13 protein-coding genes are annotated in these 14,537 nt (G+C 62.3%); 5 read left to right on the top strand and 8 right to left on the bottom strand.

Annotated features, from left to right (window positions below; all coding sequences use genetic code 11):
- Positions 1 to 9: 9 nt before the first annotated feature.
- The 4 genes from dapF to argH are packed head-to-tail and all read right to left on the bottom strand — an operon-like array spanning position 10 to position 3,658.
- Positions 10 to 843: a diaminopimelate epimerase gene (gene dapF / locus HW452_RS08575; protein WP_224105692.1), complete on the bottom strand. Its 834-nt coding sequence runs from the start codon at positions 841 to 843 to the stop codon at positions 10 to 12.
- A complete protein-coding gene (gene lysA, locus HW452_RS08570; RefSeq protein ID WP_224105691.1) occupies positions 843 to 2,114 on the bottom strand; it encodes a diaminopimelate decarboxylase in 1,272 nt (423 codons plus the stop codon). Before lysA ends, dapF begins: the two co-directional genes overlap by 1 nt.
- Before the next feature lie 21 nt (positions 2,115 to 2,135).
- Entirely contained in the window at positions 2,136 to 2,258 is a 123-nt protein-coding gene (lptM, locus tag HW452_RS08565; protein WP_224105690.1) for an LPS translocon maturation chaperone LptM, read from the bottom strand.
- Positions 2,255 to 3,658, bottom strand: coding sequence for an argininosuccinate lyase (gene argH, locus HW452_RS08560; protein WP_224105689.1), 1,404 nt, complete (start codon positions 3,656 to 3,658; stop codon positions 2,255 to 2,257). Before argH ends, lptM begins: the two co-directional genes overlap by 4 nt.
- Positions 3,659 to 3,887: 229 nt before the next feature.
- Here argH and hemC point away from each other — a divergent pair, with 229 nt between their 5' ends.
- Genes hemC through HW452_RS08540 form a run of 4 tightly spaced genes read left to right on the top strand, consistent with a single transcriptional unit; the run spans position 3,888 to position 8,396 of the window.
- Positions 3,888 to 4,832 (top strand): hydroxymethylbilane synthase, encoded by a 945-nt coding sequence (hemC, locus tag HW452_RS08555; RefSeq protein ID WP_224105688.1) that lies wholly within the window; start codon positions 3,888 to 3,890, stop codon positions 4,830 to 4,832.
- Positions 4,829 to 5,656 (top strand): uroporphyrinogen-III synthase, encoded by an 828-nt coding sequence (locus HW452_RS08550; protein WP_224105687.1) that lies wholly within the window; start codon positions 4,829 to 4,831, stop codon positions 5,654 to 5,656. The genes hemC and HW452_RS08550 overlap by 4 nt, the downstream gene beginning before the upstream one ends.
- The gene (locus HW452_RS08545) at positions 5,653 to 7,137 is read left to right on the top strand and encodes a uroporphyrinogen-III C-methyltransferase (protein WP_224105686.1); all 1,485 of its coding nucleotides are present in this window, start codon (positions 5,653 to 5,655) and stop codon (positions 7,135 to 7,137) included. The genes HW452_RS08550 and HW452_RS08545 overlap by 4 nt, the downstream gene beginning before the upstream one ends.
- Positions 7,134 to 8,396, top strand: coding sequence for a heme biosynthesis HemY N-terminal domain-containing protein (locus tag HW452_RS08540; RefSeq protein ID WP_224105685.1), 1,263 nt, complete (start codon positions 7,134 to 7,136; stop codon positions 8,394 to 8,396). Before HW452_RS08545 ends, HW452_RS08540 begins: the two co-directional genes overlap by 4 nt.
- An 84-nt stretch (positions 8,397 to 8,480) precedes the next feature.
- On the opposite strand, the gene HW452_RS08535 is transcribed toward HW452_RS08540, so the two are convergent.
- The 4 genes from HW452_RS08535 to mscL all read right to left on the bottom strand — a co-directional run bounded on the left by HW452_RS08535 (position 8,481) and on the right by mscL (position 13,027).
- On the bottom strand, positions 8,481 to 9,791 hold the full coding sequence (locus HW452_RS08535) for a c-type cytochrome (protein ID WP_224105684.1): 1,311 nt from the start codon (positions 9,789 to 9,791) through the stop codon (positions 8,481 to 8,483).
- 11 nt (positions 9,792 to 9,802) lie between these two features.
- Positions 9,803 to 11,575, bottom strand: coding sequence for a GMC family oxidoreductase (locus HW452_RS08530; protein ID WP_224105683.1), 1,773 nt, complete (start codon positions 11,573 to 11,575; stop codon positions 9,803 to 9,805).
- A 2-nt stretch (positions 11,576 to 11,577) separates the two neighbouring features.
- The gene (locus HW452_RS08525; RefSeq protein WP_224105682.1) at positions 11,578 to 12,282 is read right to left on the bottom strand and encodes a gluconate 2-dehydrogenase subunit 3 family protein; all 705 of its coding nucleotides are present in this window, start codon (positions 12,280 to 12,282) and stop codon (positions 11,578 to 11,580) included.
- Positions 12,283 to 12,526: 244 nt separating this feature from the next.
- The gene (mscL, locus tag HW452_RS08520; protein WP_224105681.1) at positions 12,527 to 13,027 is read right to left on the bottom strand and encodes a large-conductance mechanosensitive channel protein MscL; all 501 of its coding nucleotides are present in this window, start codon (positions 13,025 to 13,027) and stop codon (positions 12,527 to 12,529) included.
- 346 nt (positions 13,028 to 13,373) lie between these two features.
- On the opposite strand from mscL, the gene HW452_RS08515 reads away from it, so the two are divergent.
- Positions 13,374 to 14,510 (top strand): GlxA family transcriptional regulator, encoded by a 1,137-nt coding sequence (locus tag HW452_RS08515; protein WP_224105680.1) that lies wholly within the window; start codon positions 13,374 to 13,376, stop codon positions 14,508 to 14,510.
- The last annotated feature ends 27 nt before the right edge of the window (positions 14,511 to 14,537 follow it).

Here is a 14,537-nt window from a genome sequence, read left to right as displayed (position 1 = left end):
ACGCGACCATCAGTTCAGGGCAACGCGACCATCATAGACTCGCGTGGCAGGCCCCACCATGACCAGCGAGGCCTCGGGGTCGGACCATTCGATGATCAACTCGCCGCCGGGGAGCTGAACGCTGACCGGGCTTTTCAGAAGCCCCTGACGAATACCGCTGGCCACGGCGGCGCAGGCGCCGGTGCCGCAGGCAAGCGTCTCGCCGCTGCCCCGCTCGAATACCCGCAGGCGAATCCGGTTGGGCGAAACCACCTGCATGAAGCCCACATTGACTCGCTTGGGAAAGCGCGGATGCGCCTCCACCCGCGGGCCAAGGCGCTCGACCGGGGCCTGCTCGACGTTCTCAACCTGCAGCACGGCGTGGGGGTTGCCCATGGAAACCACGCCCACGTCGAGCGTTTCACCGTCCACCTCGAGCGCATGCAGCGGCTGGTCGCCTTCGGCGTCGAAGGGCAGCGCCGCCGGGCTGAAGCGCGGACGCCCCATGTCCACGCGCACCAGCCCGTCGTGCTGCACGTGCAGCACCAGCGGGCCACCGGCGGTTTCCACGTGAATCTCGTGCTTGTGGGTCAGGCGCTGGTCGCGGACAAAGCGCGCAAAGCAGCGCGCTCCGTTACCGCAGTTCTCCACTTCGCTGCCGTCAGCATTAAAAATGCGGTAGCGAAAGTCCATTTCCGGCTCGCGGGGCGGCTCGACGATCAACAGCTGGTCAAAACCGATGCCGAAGCGGCGGTCAGCCAGCTGGCGAATCTGCTCTTCGCGCAGTCGGGCACGCTGGGTGACCAGGTCCACGACCATGAAGTCGTTGCCGAGGCCCTGCATCTTGGTGAAGTGCAACAGCATCAGCGTGCTCCTTCGGGCAGCAGCGCTTCGCCAGCCCACAGGTTCTGCACGCTCTCTCGGGCGCGCACTACATGGCAGGCATCGCCATCCACCATCAGCTCGGCAGGCCGCGGGCGGCTGTTGTAGTTCGAGGCCATCACGAAGCCGTAAGCGCCGGCCGAGCGCACCGCCAGAAGATCCCCCTCGGCAATCTCAAGCTCGCGCTCCTTGCCCAGAAAGTCGCCGGTTTCGCACACCGGCCCGACCACATCGTATACCGCGCTTTCGCGCGCGGGGCGGGTATCCACCGGCACGATGGCCTGCCATGCCTGGTACAGCGCCGGGCGGATCAGGTCGTTCATGGCCGCATCGACGATCGCGAAGTTCTTGGTTTCACCGGGCTTGAGGAACTCGACCCGAGTGAGCATCACGCCCGCATTGGCGGCAATCGAGCGGCCGGGCTCGAACAGCAGCGTCAACTTCTCGCCCCCCTCCCAGCGCGACAGGCGCGTCAACAGCTTGCTGGCGTAATCGAAGGGCTGCGGGGGTGTTTCATCGCGATACGTAACCCCCAGGCCGCCGCCCAGATCCAGATGGTCGATCTCGATACCGCGTTCGCGCAAACGCTCCATCAGCACCAGCAAGCGCTCCAGGGCGTCGAGGAAGGGGGCGGTCTCGGTCAGCTGCGAACCGATATGGCAATCCAGCCCCTTGACCTCGAGATTGGGCAGGCTGGCGGCCAGCTCATACACCTCGAATGCTTCATCCACCGCGATGCCGAACTTGTTGTCCTTGAGCCCGGTGGAGATGTACGGGTGGGTGCCCGCGTCCACGTCGGGGTTCACGCGCAGCGACACCGGGGCCACCTTGCCAAGCTCGCCGGCTACCGCGTTCAGGCGTTCGAGCTCCGGGCGTGACTCCACGTTGAAGCACTTGATGCCCACCTCGAGCGCGCGGGCCATCTCATGGGCCTGTTTGGCGACCCCCGAGAACACGACCTTGGCGGGGTCGCCGCCGGCGGCCAGCACGCGCTCGAGCTCCCCTGCCGAAACGATATCGAACCCGGCGCCGAGCCGGGCCAGCAACCCCAGCACCGCCAGGTTCGAGTTGGCCTTGACCGCGTAGCAGATCAGGTGCGGGTGGCTGCCCAGGGCTTCGGTATAGGCGCGGAAATGGCGCTCGAAGGTTGCCTTCGAGTAGACGTAGCAGGGCGTGCCGTGCTCGGCGGCAATCTGCGAGAGCGGCACGTCTTCGGCGTAGAGCACGCCGTCGCGATAGTTGAAGTGATCCATGAACCTGTCTCCTGCAGCCGCTTAGCCAGCCTGTTCGGTCGTGCCGTGTTGAGGCGCGCTATCCTCGGGCATATACAGCGGACCCTTCTGGCCACAGCCTGTGATGAATAGCGCGATGATGGCGATAACTGCCAGCGTCTTCATGCACCCACCTCGAGGACGGCCAGCGCCTCACGCGCCCGCTGGGCGGCAGCGCGCACCTGATCCGGCGCGGTACCGCCGATATGATTGCGCGCGGCGACCGAGCCTTCGAGGGTCAGGACGTCGAACACATCCTGCTCGATGGTGGTGGAGAACTGCTGGAGCTCTTCCAGGCTCATTTCCGACAGGTCCTTTCTGGACGAGAGGCCGTAGGCTACCGACTGGCCGACAATCTCGTGGGCATCGCGGAAGGCCACGCCTTTACGGACCAGGTAGTCGGCCAGGTCGGTGGCGGTCGAGAACCCGCGTCGCGCCGCTTCATACATGCTGTCCTTCTTCGGCTCGATGGCGGGCACCATGTCGGCGAAGGCCTTCAGGCAGTCGCGCACCGTATCCACAGCATCGAACAGCGGCTCCTTGTCTTCCTGGTTATCCTTGTTGTAGGCCAGCGGCTGGGATTTCATCAGCGTCAGCAGGCCCATCAGATGACCATAGACCCGGCCGGTCTTGCCGCGAACGAGCTCGGGTACATCGGGGTTTTTCTTCTGCGGCATGATCGAGGAGCCGGTGCAGAAGCGATCGGGCAGATCAATGAAATCGAACTGGGCGCTGGTCCACAGCACGAGTTCTTCGCTCATGCGCGACAGGTGCATCATCAGGATGCTGGCGAAGCTGGTGAATTCGATCGCGAAGTCACGATCCGACACCGCATCCAGCGAGTTTTCCGCCGGACGATCAAAGCCCAGAAGCTCAGCGGTGACGTGGCGGTCGATCGGGTACGTGGTGCCGGCAAGGGCCGCGGCGCCCAGCGGCAGCACGTTGACACGCTTGCGGCAGTCAAGCAGACGCTCGTGGTCACGGGCGAGCATTTCCTGCCAGGCCAATAGGTGATGACCGAAGGTAACCGGCTGGGCGGTCTGCAGGTGGGTAAAGCCCGGCATGATGGTGTCGGCTTCGCGGTCGGCAAGCTCGATCATGCCTTTACGCAGACGCTTGAGTTCCGCTTCGATGACGTCGATCTCGTCGCGCATGAACAGGCGGATGTCGGTGGCTACCTGGTCGTTGCGTGAGCGCCCGGTATGGAGCTTCTTGCCGGTAATGCCGATCTTGTCGGTCAGGCGTGCCTCGATGTTCATGTGCACGTCTTCAAGGGGCACCGACCAGTTGAATTCACCGCGCTCGATCTCGCCCTGAATCTCGGTCAGGCCATTGATGATGGCGTCACGTTCGTCATCGGTAAGCACACCTACGCGGGCAAGCATGGTGGCGTGGGCAATCGAGCCCTGAATATCCTGACGCGCGAAGCGCTGGTCGAAGGTGACAGACGCGGTAAAACGCGCCACAAAGGCATCGGTGGGCTCGCTGAAGCGGCCGCCCCAGGACTGATTCGTAGCTTGGCTCATCGGAGGCATATCCTGCTGACAAAAACAAAAGAGTCGTTGGCGGAAAGTGTACCAGAGTCCTTGCCTGGATTGCTTGAGTTGAAAAGGCTCGCCGTTTTCTCCCGATGGCACATAAATCGCTTGGCGCTTATCTTAAATAAAGCCGCTGATTTTTACTGTGTGGCCGGGTGCTTTATGATGAGACCCATCACAGCTTGACGCGCCGCGTCAGCGGCAAAGGGAGAATAACGTGTCACCCATCACCAAACTGCGTATCGCCACGCGCAAAAGCCAGCTGGCCATGTGGCAGGCCGAACACGTTCGCGACCGCCTGATGGCAGCGCACGAAGGCCTTGAGGTCGAGCTGGTGGCGCTGTCCACCAAAGGCGACAAGATCCTCGATACCCCGCTTTCCAAGATTGGCGGCAAGGGCCTGTTCGTCAAGGAGCTGGAAGACGCCATGCTGGACGGCCGGGCGGACATCGCCGTGCACTCCATGAAGGATGTGCCGATGCTGTTTCCCGAGGGGCTGGGACTTTCGGTGATTCTGGAAGGCGCCGACCCCACCGATGCGTTCGTCTCCAACCACTACAAAAGCGTCGATGAGTTGCCTGAAGGCGCCAGGATCGGCACCGCCAGCCTGCGCCGCGGACTGCAGCTGCGTGAAATCCGTCCCGATCTCGAGATTCTCAACCTGCGCGGCAACGTGCAGACCCGCCTGGGCAAGCTGGACGACGGCGAATTCGACGCCATCATTCTGGCGACCTCTGGGCTCAAGCGCCTGGGACTCGATGCGCGTATCGCTCAGGCGCTGCCCCCGGAAGTGTGCCTGCCCGCCTGCGGCCAGGGGGCGCTCGGGATCGAGTGCCGCCTGCATGATCCGGAGTTGATCGGCCTGCTGGCCCCGCTGGATGATCCGGACACCGCCACCCGCGTGCGCGCCGAACGCGCCATGAACACGCGCCTGGAAGGCGGCTGCCAGGTGCCGATCGCCGGCTTTGCCGTGCTCGACAAGGCCAACGAGACAATCTGGCTGCGCGGGCTGGTAGGCAACCCCGAAGGCACGGAAGTGCTGCGCGCCGAAGGCCGCGGCTCGATCCACGAGCCCGAAGCGCTGGGCATTCGTATTGCCGAAGAGCTGCTTGACCAGGGCGCGGGCGATATCCTGGCTGAGGTTTACGGCAACAACGTATGACGCAGCCGGTTCTGATCTGCCGGCCCGGCGCACGCGGCCAGGCACTGGCCGAGCTTCTGCGCACCGGCGGCGCCGCGGTCGAGGCGCTTGACGTGCTGGCCCTGGAAGCCTTGCCGGAAGATTCGGCTGCACGCAGTGTGTGGTTGAATATCGATCAGTATGACAAGGTCGTGGTCATCAGCCCTTTCGCCGCCGAGTGCCTGAGCGAGGCGCTGGATCGCTATTGGCCGCAATTGCCGGTAGGCATCGATTATTACAGCGTGGGGAGCGCCACCGCGGGCATACTGTTTGACCAGCTGGGCGTGCGGGTGCGCATTCCGCCCTCCGCTTCTTCAAAGGCCGGCGTCCAAGGCGAGCACGGCGAGAATACCAGCGAGGCACTGCTGACGCTTGCTTCGCTCAAGGACGTTGCCCACCAGCGAATACTGCTGGTGGCCGGCGAAGGCGGCCGCACGCTGCTGGCCGACACGCTGGCCGAGCGCGGCGCCATGGTGACGCGCCTTGCCGTCTATCGGCGCGTTTTCAGCCCGCCCTCTGCCGCCATGCAGGCGCGGCTGAGAAGCGGCGATTACCGGGCGCTAATCGTCACCAGCGGCGAACTGCTTGAACATCTGGCAAAATGGTGTGATCAGGCAGCGTTGAACCAACCGCTAATCGTTTCCAGTCACCGTTTAGCTACACTGGCCGGTACACTGGGTTTTAGTGACCTCAAGGTGGCGTCGGGAGCAACGCCGGCTGCGCTGGCAGCCACGTTGGAAAGGTCCTGCAACCCCAAGGGTGCCGATGTCGATCAAGGAACTTCATTAAGGGCTAGCGACAGATGAGCAAACAACCAAACGACCAGGAAGGCGTACAAAAGTCGTCCGCCGATGCGCCTCAGACCAGCAGCAAGCCAAACGACGCTGCCGCGCCCGCCTCCTCTACGCCACCCGCCAGCACGGCAGACGGCCGCCAGACACAAAGCAGCACGTCAGGCGGCGCGGACACCCAGCCGGCAGGCGGTACGCCCCGAAATGGCCGCTCGCGACGGCGCGGCAAGGGCGGTGGCCCGCAGCAGAACCAGGCGGCGTCAGGCGCTTCCAGCACGGCCTCCTCGCCTGCCGCGCCGGCGCAGGGTTCGGCCACCGCGGCCACGCCCGGCACCGACAAGCCCTCCGCCGCGAGTACGGCGTCAAGCACCACAGCAAGGCCTGAAGCGACGCCCTCCGGCAGTGGTACTCCGCCTCCCCCGCCCTCGCGCCATCAAGGCAAGAACGGCGGCGGCAAAGGTGGCCTGCTGGCGCTGGTTCTGGTCGTGCTGCTGGCCGTTGCACTGGTCATCGTTGCCTGGCAGGGCTGGCAGCGCCTGGACAGCCAGCAGCAGCGTATCAATGAGCTGAGCCAACAGGCGGAAAACAGCGTCACCCAGCAAACCGTCAGCGACCTCGAGTCACGCATTGAAAGCAGCGAAAGCGAGCGCGACCAGACACTGGAAAGTACGCTGGATGAACTGCGTGGCGAACTGGACAGTTATCGCAGCGACATCGACAGCACCCTGGACGATGTGCTTGCCCAGCTCTCCCAGGCCCAGGACACCGACGACCGTGACTGGCTCCACGCCGAAGCGGCCTATCTGCTGCGTCTGGCCAACCAGCGCCTGCAGCTTGAAGGCGACGTGGAGGGTGCTGCGGCCCTGCTGCGTACCGCCGATGCCCGCCTGGCGGATGCCGACAATCCGGCTCTGACGCCCGTGCGCCGTGAAATCGCCAACGAGCTTGCCGCTCTTGACGATGTGCCGCGCGTCGACCGTACCGGTCTTTACCTGGCGCTCAATGCCCAGCAGGAACGCGTGGCGGGGCTGCGGCTTTCCCAGGAGATCGAGGAGCGCGCGGTGACGTCAGGCATCGAGCAGCCGCCTACCGGCACTTTCCAGCGCCAGCTGGCCCGCTTTGGCGAAGAGCTGAAAGACCTGGTGGTGATCCGGCATCACGATGAAGCCATGGAGACCCTGGTGACGCCGGAGCAGGAGTCCTACCTGCGCCAGAGCCTGCGCCTGATTCTCGAGCAGGCACAGCTTGCCCTGCTCAAGGAGGAACAGCCGCTGTATGAAGCCAGCATCGACAAGGCGCTTGAGCTGCTCAACGGCTACTACGATGTCGAACGCGACGCGACCCAGAGCGTGATCGAGCGTCTCCAGGAACTCAAGCAGGCCGAGATCGAGCCCGAGCTTCCGGATATCAGCGCGTCCCAGCAGGCCATGACCCGCTTTATCGAAAACCGCTTCCGGTCGCGTCAGCAAGATGGCGAAGAGGGAGGTGATGCATGAGAAAGCTCATTCTCCTGCTGGTAGCAGGCCTGGCGGTAGGCGCCCTGTTCGGCCACCTGATGATGTCGGTGCCCGGCTACTGGCTGATCCGGGTAGGTGATACCTCGATCCAGACCTCCTTCTGGTTCGGCCTGATTCTGCTGCTGGCGGCGTTTATCGTGGTGCATTTTGCCCTGCGCCTGCTCAGCGGCATCCTTCGCCCCGTGGGCCGTTTTCGTACCTGGAACGGCCGCGCCCGCAATCGGCGTGCCATGAAGCGTACCGTGCGCGGTCTGGTCGCCCTGACCGAAGGACGCTGGAAAAAGGCCGAGAAGACTCTGGTGCATGCCGCCGATGACTCCAGCACGCCGCTGGTCAACTATCTCTCGGCTGCGCTGGCCGCTCACTATCAGGGTAACCATGAGAAATCCCAGGAGCACCTGAACCAGGCCAAGCTCAGCACCGAAGGCGCCGATACCGCCATTGGCCTGATGCAGGCGCAGTTGATGATCGACCGCCAGCAGCCCGAAGAGGCGCTGGCGATCCTCAACCGCCTGGACAAGAAGCTCAGCGATCACCCGCAGGTACTGAAACTGCTCAAGCAGGTGCATCTGAGCGTCAACGACTGGGAAGGCCTGCGCTGGCTGTTGCCACGCCTGGCGGCCCAGAAGCTGATTGCCCCGCAGGAGCGCGAGCAGCTCGAGTTCAAGGCGTACCGCGAGCTGATCCTGTTCGAAGCCAGGAACCCGAGCAATATCGAGCGCGTGCGCGGTCTCTGGGCGGACATGCCGGAATACCTGCGTGGCAACACCGAGCTGATCGTGCTGTATACCGATGCGCTGCTGCAGGCCAACGAGGAAACCATTGCCGAGCGCCTGCTCAACCACTCGCTGGACCACCACTGGGATGCCCGTCTGGTGAAACGCTATGGCGTGTTGAACGTGAATGCTGGCCGCCAGTTGGCGAAGGCCGAGAAGTGGCTGCAGGAGCGTCCCAACGACCCCGAGCTACTGCTGGCCTGCGGGCGCCTTTCGCTACGCACCGGCAAGTGGGAAAAGGCCCTTGAGTACTTCGAGGCCAGCCAGCGCCAGCGTCCCAGCGGTGAAGTGTGTGCCGAGCTTGCGCGCCTTTATGCAAGCCTTGGCGAGCATAACAAGAGCCAGCTCTACTACCGCCAGAGTGTAGACATGCTGGCCAAGTCACTGCCTTCGCTGCCCCAGCCAAGCGATGCCAGCGACAGCCAGACGCCGGACCCGAAAGCGGCTAAAAAACGCGCTTGAGGCAAGCCAGACAAGAACGGGTGCCCCTTGGGGCACCCGTTTTCGTTTCTGCACTGCGCACGGTCAGCGCCACTGCCCCTATCGTCAGTCGATATAGGTGGGGGCGCTGGTAGGCCGGTCTTCCGGCAGCTCGTCGCGAACGTCGGCGACCTGGCCCGCGCTTATCTCGCTACCTTCATTGCCCCAGGCCGAGCGTACGAAGTTGGCCACCTCGGCCACCTCATCATTGGACAGCCGCCAGGCAAAGTCAGGCATGGCCAACGCTTCCGGGCGCTGCTCCGTGGAAGGCATACGGGCACCGGCCAGAATCACGCGAATGATCCCGGTGGGGTCCTCGGCATTGACTAGCGAACTGCCGACCAGCGACGGAAAGACCTGCGGTGCGCCCTTGCCATCGGCGAAATGGCAGGCGTTGCAGTTATCCAGGTAGAGCCGCGCACCGAGGTCGTCTTCCACATCACCGCGGGTCAGCATCGCCTGGGTCGCTTCACCTGCCTGCTCACGGGCGGGACCCTCACCCTCAGGGCCGGAAAGCGACTTGAGATAGCGCGCAATCGCCTGCAGGTCCTCCTCGTTCAGCCGCGAGGTGCTGTGTGCAACGACGGACGTCATCTCACCCACCACCGCGCTGTGGTCATTACGCCCGGTGGCCAGGTAGTCGACGATATCCTGCTCGCTCCAGCGCGCGACGGGGTGGTCGCCCCCGCCACCGCGCAGGCTGGGCGCATACCAGCCTTCCAGCGTTTCTCCGCCAAGGTAGTCGCTGTCCCCGCCGGTAAGCGACTTCTCCTGGAAGAACAGCCCGCGGTTGGTATGGCAACTGCCGCAGTGGCCCAGCCCCTGCACCAGGTAAGCCCCGCGGTTGAGTTCGTCGCTTTGCGTCTCGTCCGGCGTGAAGGGCTCAGCCGAGGCGAACAGCCAGTTCCAGGCGCCGATTCCCCAGCGCTGGTTGAAGGGGAAACTCAGGTCCGTGCGCTCGGGCTCGTTCTTGACCGGCTCGACCCCTTCCATGAAGTAGGCATACAGCGCGTCGATATCCTCGTCGGTGATGCGCGCATAGGCAGGATACGGCATGGCGGGATAAAGCTTCTTGCCATCCGCTCGCACGCCATCACGCAGCGCAGCAGCAAACTCGTCTCGCGTATAGTGGCCGATCCCGGTCTCCGGGTCCGGCGTGATATTGGTCGAGAAGATCGCCCCGAAGGGGCTGTCGACCGCCAGGCCGCCGGCGAACGGTACCCCGTCCGGCGCGGTGTGGCAGGCCACGCAATCGCCCGCCCGGGAAAGATACTCACCGCGCTCGATCTCGGCCTGATCGAATGCCGCGCTGTGCGTGGCCGCACTTAAAAGGCCAACGCCAACCAGCCCCAGACGCCACTGTTGATGGATCATCATGGTCGCTCTCCTCAGGCTTGAACCAGCGGTCCGGGGTTGGGTAGATACTGCTCGCGAATTGCTTTTGCAGACCAGTAGGCAAGCGCGCCGACGAGCCCCGTCGGGTTGTATTGCAGGTTCTGGGGAAAGGCACTTGCGCCCATCACGAACACGTTATGCACATCCCAGCTCTGCAGGTAGCGGTTCAGAGCACTGGTGGAGGGGTCCGTGCCCATGATCGCCCCGCCCACGTTATGGGTGGTCTGGTAGGGGCGAACATCGTAGCGCGAATCGAAATCCTTGAACGACAGCCGGTAATCATCCGGGCCCAGGGCCTTTGAAAGCGTATCGATCTTCTGCTTCATGAACTGGGTCATGCGCACGTCGTTGGGTTTCCAGTCGAACGTCATGCGCATCAGCGGCCGGCCATGGTCGTCGGTATAGTTGGGGTCAAGATCCAGGTAGCAGTCGCGGTAGGCCATGTTGCTGCCATGCGAACCGATGGTCATGGTATGGCCGTAGGACGCCTGAACGGCCTGCTTCCAGCCACGCCCCCAGGCCGGTGCGCCTGCCGGCAGGGGCATGTTGCGAATCGGCTGACCGTTGGTCATGGCAGCGTTGATATAGGAGCCGCCAATGAAACCCTCCTGGCCAAAATCGATCTGCTCGACGCCGAAGTCGTTGACGATCTCGCCGTTGGCCCCCGCGCCGATAAAGGGGTTGAACTCCTTGTCCTTGAAAAAGAGCGTCGAGCCGCCGTTCATCTGGTAGGCGTAATTCTTGCCCACCACCCCTTCGCCGCTTTCCGGGTCATAGGGCGTACCGATACCCGACAGCAGCATCAGGTGCACGTTGTGCAACGAGTAGGCGCCCAGAATCACCAGATCCGCCGGCTGGAAGACCTCGTTGCCATCGGCATCGATATAGGTCACGCCGGTGGCGCGCTTCCCGTCGCTATCCAGTTCCACCCGCAGCACTTCGCTATTGGCACGGTAGGCGAAATTATTGCGCCGCTTGAGCGCCCCCAGAATGCAGGTCTGCGGCGAGGACTTGGAGTAGTTCAGACAACCGTAGCGTTCGCAGAAGCCGCAGAAGTTACATGGCCCCAGCTGCATGCCGTAGGGGTTGGTGTAGGCTTCTGAAGCGTTGGCGGCCGGTAGCGGGAAAGGGTGCAGGCCCTGGTCGCGTGCCATATCGGCAAACAGCGCGTCGTTATAGGTGCGTGCCAAGGGAGGCATCGGATACTCGCTTGAGCGCCACCCTTCAAACGGATTGCCACCTTCCTGAATTTCACCGTTGAGGTTGCCCGCCTTGCCGGAAATGCCTGCTACCTTCTCGAAGTAGTCGAAAAACGGTTCGAGCTCATCGTAGCTGACCCCATAATCCTGAATGGTCATGTCATCCGGGATGATATCGGCGCCCCAGTTCTCCTCGATATAACTTCTGAGTCTCAGCTCCTGGGGCTGCGGCCGCCAGGTGTGGCCATTCCAGTGCACCCCGGCTCCGCCCACCCCGTCACCGGGCAGAAACGACCCCAGGCTGCGGTAGGGCACGGCCATGTCGCCCACCCCGTGGCGAATGGTCAGCGTGCTCTTGGCCGGGCGCTGCATCAGCTTGTAGCGTACGCCGTAGGTCAGCTCGTCGGCCATCTTCGGGTAGGCGAAGTCGGGCACGGTATCGCGGTCATCGCCGCGCTCAAGCGCCAGCACGTTCAAGCCTGCGTCGGTGAGTTCCATGCCCATGATCGAGTTGGTCCAGCCAAGACCGACCAGAACGACATCCACCGGTGGATTTGTTTTTGCCATACCTATCCCCTTTCACCTGTCAGACTGACCGGCCCTAGCGGATACTTGGTATTATGCTGATCGACCCACTCCAGATACGCGCCCCGGGCGCCCGGGAAGCCGATGAACTGCCACGCGGCCATGTGCTTGTTGCCGCCATGAATGGGGTCGGCAAAATAGCCTTCCTTGGTGTTCTGCAATAAAAAGGCGAAAAAATGCAGCGCGCTGACGTTCTCGAACGTGATCTCCTGCTGTTCGAGCTTCTCGAGTACTTCATCCTGCACGGTGCTCTCCAGCGCGGTAAACTCCTCGCCATACTCGCGTACGCAGTAATCCCGCGTTGCCGCAATGCCTGCCCGGTAAACCTCGCGGGGCAGCATGGGGGATTGATAGCCCATCAAGGGCGATACGTCGTCAGGGAAAGGGCCTTTCATGTACCAGTCGGCGGCATGGCCGAAGCTTCCTTCCATCTGGCGGTCGATAAAGATGGGCACGTTGGTTTCCAGCGCCCCTGGGCCATCGCCATCGCTTGGGATGAGCCGGTCACAGGCGGCCAGCAGGAAAGCCCACTCGTCTGCATCGAAAAAGGCAGGCTGATAATCGCTTAACTGCTCAGGGGGTTCATCGGCGGGGGCGGTCAGCGACACACCGCTGCCCAGGGTCACGGCAGGAATGCTGGTCAGCGCTCCCTTCATAAATCGTCGGCGCGATTCATTCTCAAGACTCAACGGTCTGCTCCTGTAAACGTGCGTTGTGCAGGCACTTTAATTTTTATGGACGAACGACTAGCCCCCCAAGCCTAGTACACAAAAAACTGTTTAGCCTGGTAACAAGATGCTCGATTCGAACTTTTTGCCGTCCAGGAGATTGACCTGCCGGGAGCCAACCATCGCCCCGTCGCCATGAAAAACGCCTGGTGCAAAGCACCAGGCGCGAGTCAGGCCGTACAGGTTTGTGTTTATACGCAAGCGGTCAGGACGTGGCAGTGCTTCCCGGCGACGTTTGCTCGTCAGCGGTCGCCAGCTCGGACGTACAGTGCCCGCAGCGGGTGGCCTTGATCGGCACGGTCATGAAGCAGTACGGGCAGGATTTCTCGACCGGGCTCTTGGGTGCCTCCACCTCTTCACGTTTCAAGCGGTTGATGGTTCTTACCAGCATGAAGACCACAAACGCCACGATGGTAAAGCTCACCACCGCGTTCAAGAACAGCCCAAGGTTCAGGGTAACCGCACCGGCCGCCTGGGCAGCGGCAAGCGTTGGGTAAGGACCAGCGGCAGCCCCTTCACGCAGCACGATAAACAGGTTGGAGAAATCGATACCGCCCACCAGCAGGCCGATTACCGGATTCATGACATCCTTGACAAGGCTTTGCACGATAAGTGTAAAAGCCCCGCCGATGATGATCCCCACCGCCATGTCGATGACATTACCTTTGACGGCAAACTCGCGAAACTCCTTGAAAAACTTGGCCATTGGCTTCTTCTCTCCTCTTTCTGGCTTATTAGCATATAACGTTTTTAAACATTAAGTGTTTTGGTTCAATGACTTAAACAAGTGCCACGGCGGAGTGAAACAAGTGTTTCAAACACTGCTGCTATTGGCCTTAACACGTTCTTAATGATACTCCAGACGACCTTTATTGTTCTGTTAGCGACATGGATTGCATTGCCTTTCAGATTACTTTGTCAGTATAAGTGTCATTCGTGCCAATATGCAGACAGGTAGGGGGCATTTGACGCAGGGCCCGAAATAGACGCCAGCGACATGAAACGACAATAAAAAGAAAACCAATGACGTTTAGGTGATAGAGGTAAAGACCATGACACCAGAGCACGTAACAAACACAACCCCAACAGGCCACTCCAACGTACCGCAGACCCTGGGTTTCTTGCTGTTGGATAACTTCACGCTCATTTCCCTGGCCTCTGCCATTGAACCACTGCGCATGGCCAATCAGCTGGCCGGTCGCGAGCTTTACCGCTGGTACACGCTGACCCAGGATGGTGCCCCGGTGCGTGCCAGCGACGGTCTGCACGTAACCCCCGACTCCTCGATGCACGCACCGCTATCACTGGACTGGGTCATCGTATGCGGTGGTGTGGCTCCCCAGCATAGCGTCAGCCGCGAACATATCCACTGGCTGCAGGCACAGTCGCGCCAGCTGCGCCGCCTGGGTGCCATCTGTACCGGCAGCTGGGCGCTTGGGCAGGCTGGCCTGCTGGATCATTATGAAACCAGCATTCACTGGGAGTGTCTGGCATCCATTCAGGAGGCGTTTCCCAAGATCGTGCTGACCACGCGGCTTTTTTCCATCGACCGCGACCGGTTTACCGCCTCCGGCGGCACCGCGCCCCTGGACATGATGCTCAACCTGATTGCCCACGATCACGGCAAGGAACTCTCGGCAGGTATTTCCGAGATGTTCATCTACGAGCGCATGCGCAACGAGCAGGACCAGCAGCGCGTACCGCTCAAGCACGTGCTGGGTACCACGCAGCCCAAGCTTCTGGAAATCGTGGCGCTGATGGAGTCCAACCTCGAGGAACCTCTGGAGCTCGACGAGCTGGCAAGTTATGTCGATGTCTCGCGGCGCCAGCTGGAGCGGCTGTTTCAGCGCTACCTGCACTGTTCGCCCTCACGCTACTACCTCAAGCTCAGATTGGTACGCGCGCGCCAGCTGCTGAAGCAGACCTCGCTCTCCATCATCGAGATCGCCTCGGTGTGCGGGTTCGTCTCCACACCGCACTTCTCCAAATGCTACCGCGAATGCTTTGGCATTCCCCCGCGAGACGAGCGCCTGGGTATCCATACGCGCCAGAAGCATGCCGAAAAAACGCCCACGCTGCTGAAACGCTGGGGCGCCGAGCCTGTCAGCAGCGAGCCGGCCTCCAGTGCGCTGCTGGCGCTGGCCTACGCCCAGGGCGAACCCACGTTTGCCAGTGTGCCGCTCGCCTGACGCTGTTCGAGCGTCACGCCACTTCGG

Source organism: Vreelandella aquamarina (assembly GCF_020075495.1).
Lineage (GTDB): Bacteria > Pseudomonadota > Gammaproteobacteria > Pseudomonadales > Halomonadaceae > Vreelandella > Vreelandella aquamarina_A.
This window is presented reverse-complemented; position numbering and strand designations above follow the sequence as displayed.

What these genes read in the sequence shown, in the direction of transcription:
- dapF (WP_224105692.1), bottom strand. Translation starts at nt 843, where the DNA reads ATGCTGTTGCACTTCACCAAGATGCAGGGCCTCGGCAACGACTTCATG.
- lysA (WP_224105691.1), bottom strand. Translation starts at nt 2,114, where the DNA reads ATGGATCACTTCAACTATCGCGACGGCGTGCTCTACGCCGAAGACGTG.
- lptM (WP_224105690.1), bottom strand. Translation starts at nt 2,258, where the DNA reads ATGAAGACGCTGGCAGTTATCGCCATCATCGCGCTATTCATCACAGGC.
- argH (WP_224105689.1), bottom strand. Translation starts at nt 3,658, where the DNA reads ATGAGCCAAGCTACGAATCAGTCCTGGGGCGGCCGCTTCAGCGAGCCC.
- HW452_RS08550 (WP_224105687.1), top strand. Translation starts at nt 4,829, where the DNA reads ATGACGCAGCCGGTTCTGATCTGCCGGCCCGGCGCACGCGGCCAGGCA.
- HW452_RS08545 (WP_224105686.1), top strand. Translation starts at nt 5,653, where the DNA reads ATGAGCAAACAACCAAACGACCAGGAAGGCGTACAAAAGTCGTCCGCC.
- HW452_RS08540 (WP_224105685.1), top strand. Translation starts at nt 7,134, where the DNA reads ATGAGAAAGCTCATTCTCCTGCTGGTAGCAGGCCTGGCGGTAGGCGCC.
- HW452_RS08535 (WP_224105684.1), bottom strand. Translation starts at nt 9,791, where the DNA reads ATGATGATCCATCAACAGTGGCGTCTGGGGCTGGTTGGCGTTGGCCTT.
- HW452_RS08530 (WP_224105683.1), bottom strand. Translation starts at nt 11,575, where the DNA reads ATGGCAAAAACAAATCCACCGGTGGATGTCGTTCTGGTCGGTCTTGGC.
- mscL (WP_224105681.1), bottom strand. Translation starts at nt 13,027, where the DNA reads ATGGCCAAGTTTTTCAAGGAGTTTCGCGAGTTTGCCGTCAAAGGTAAT.
- HW452_RS08515 (WP_224105680.1), top strand. Translation starts at nt 13,374, where the DNA reads ATGACACCAGAGCACGTAACAAACACAACCCCAACAGGCCACTCCAAC.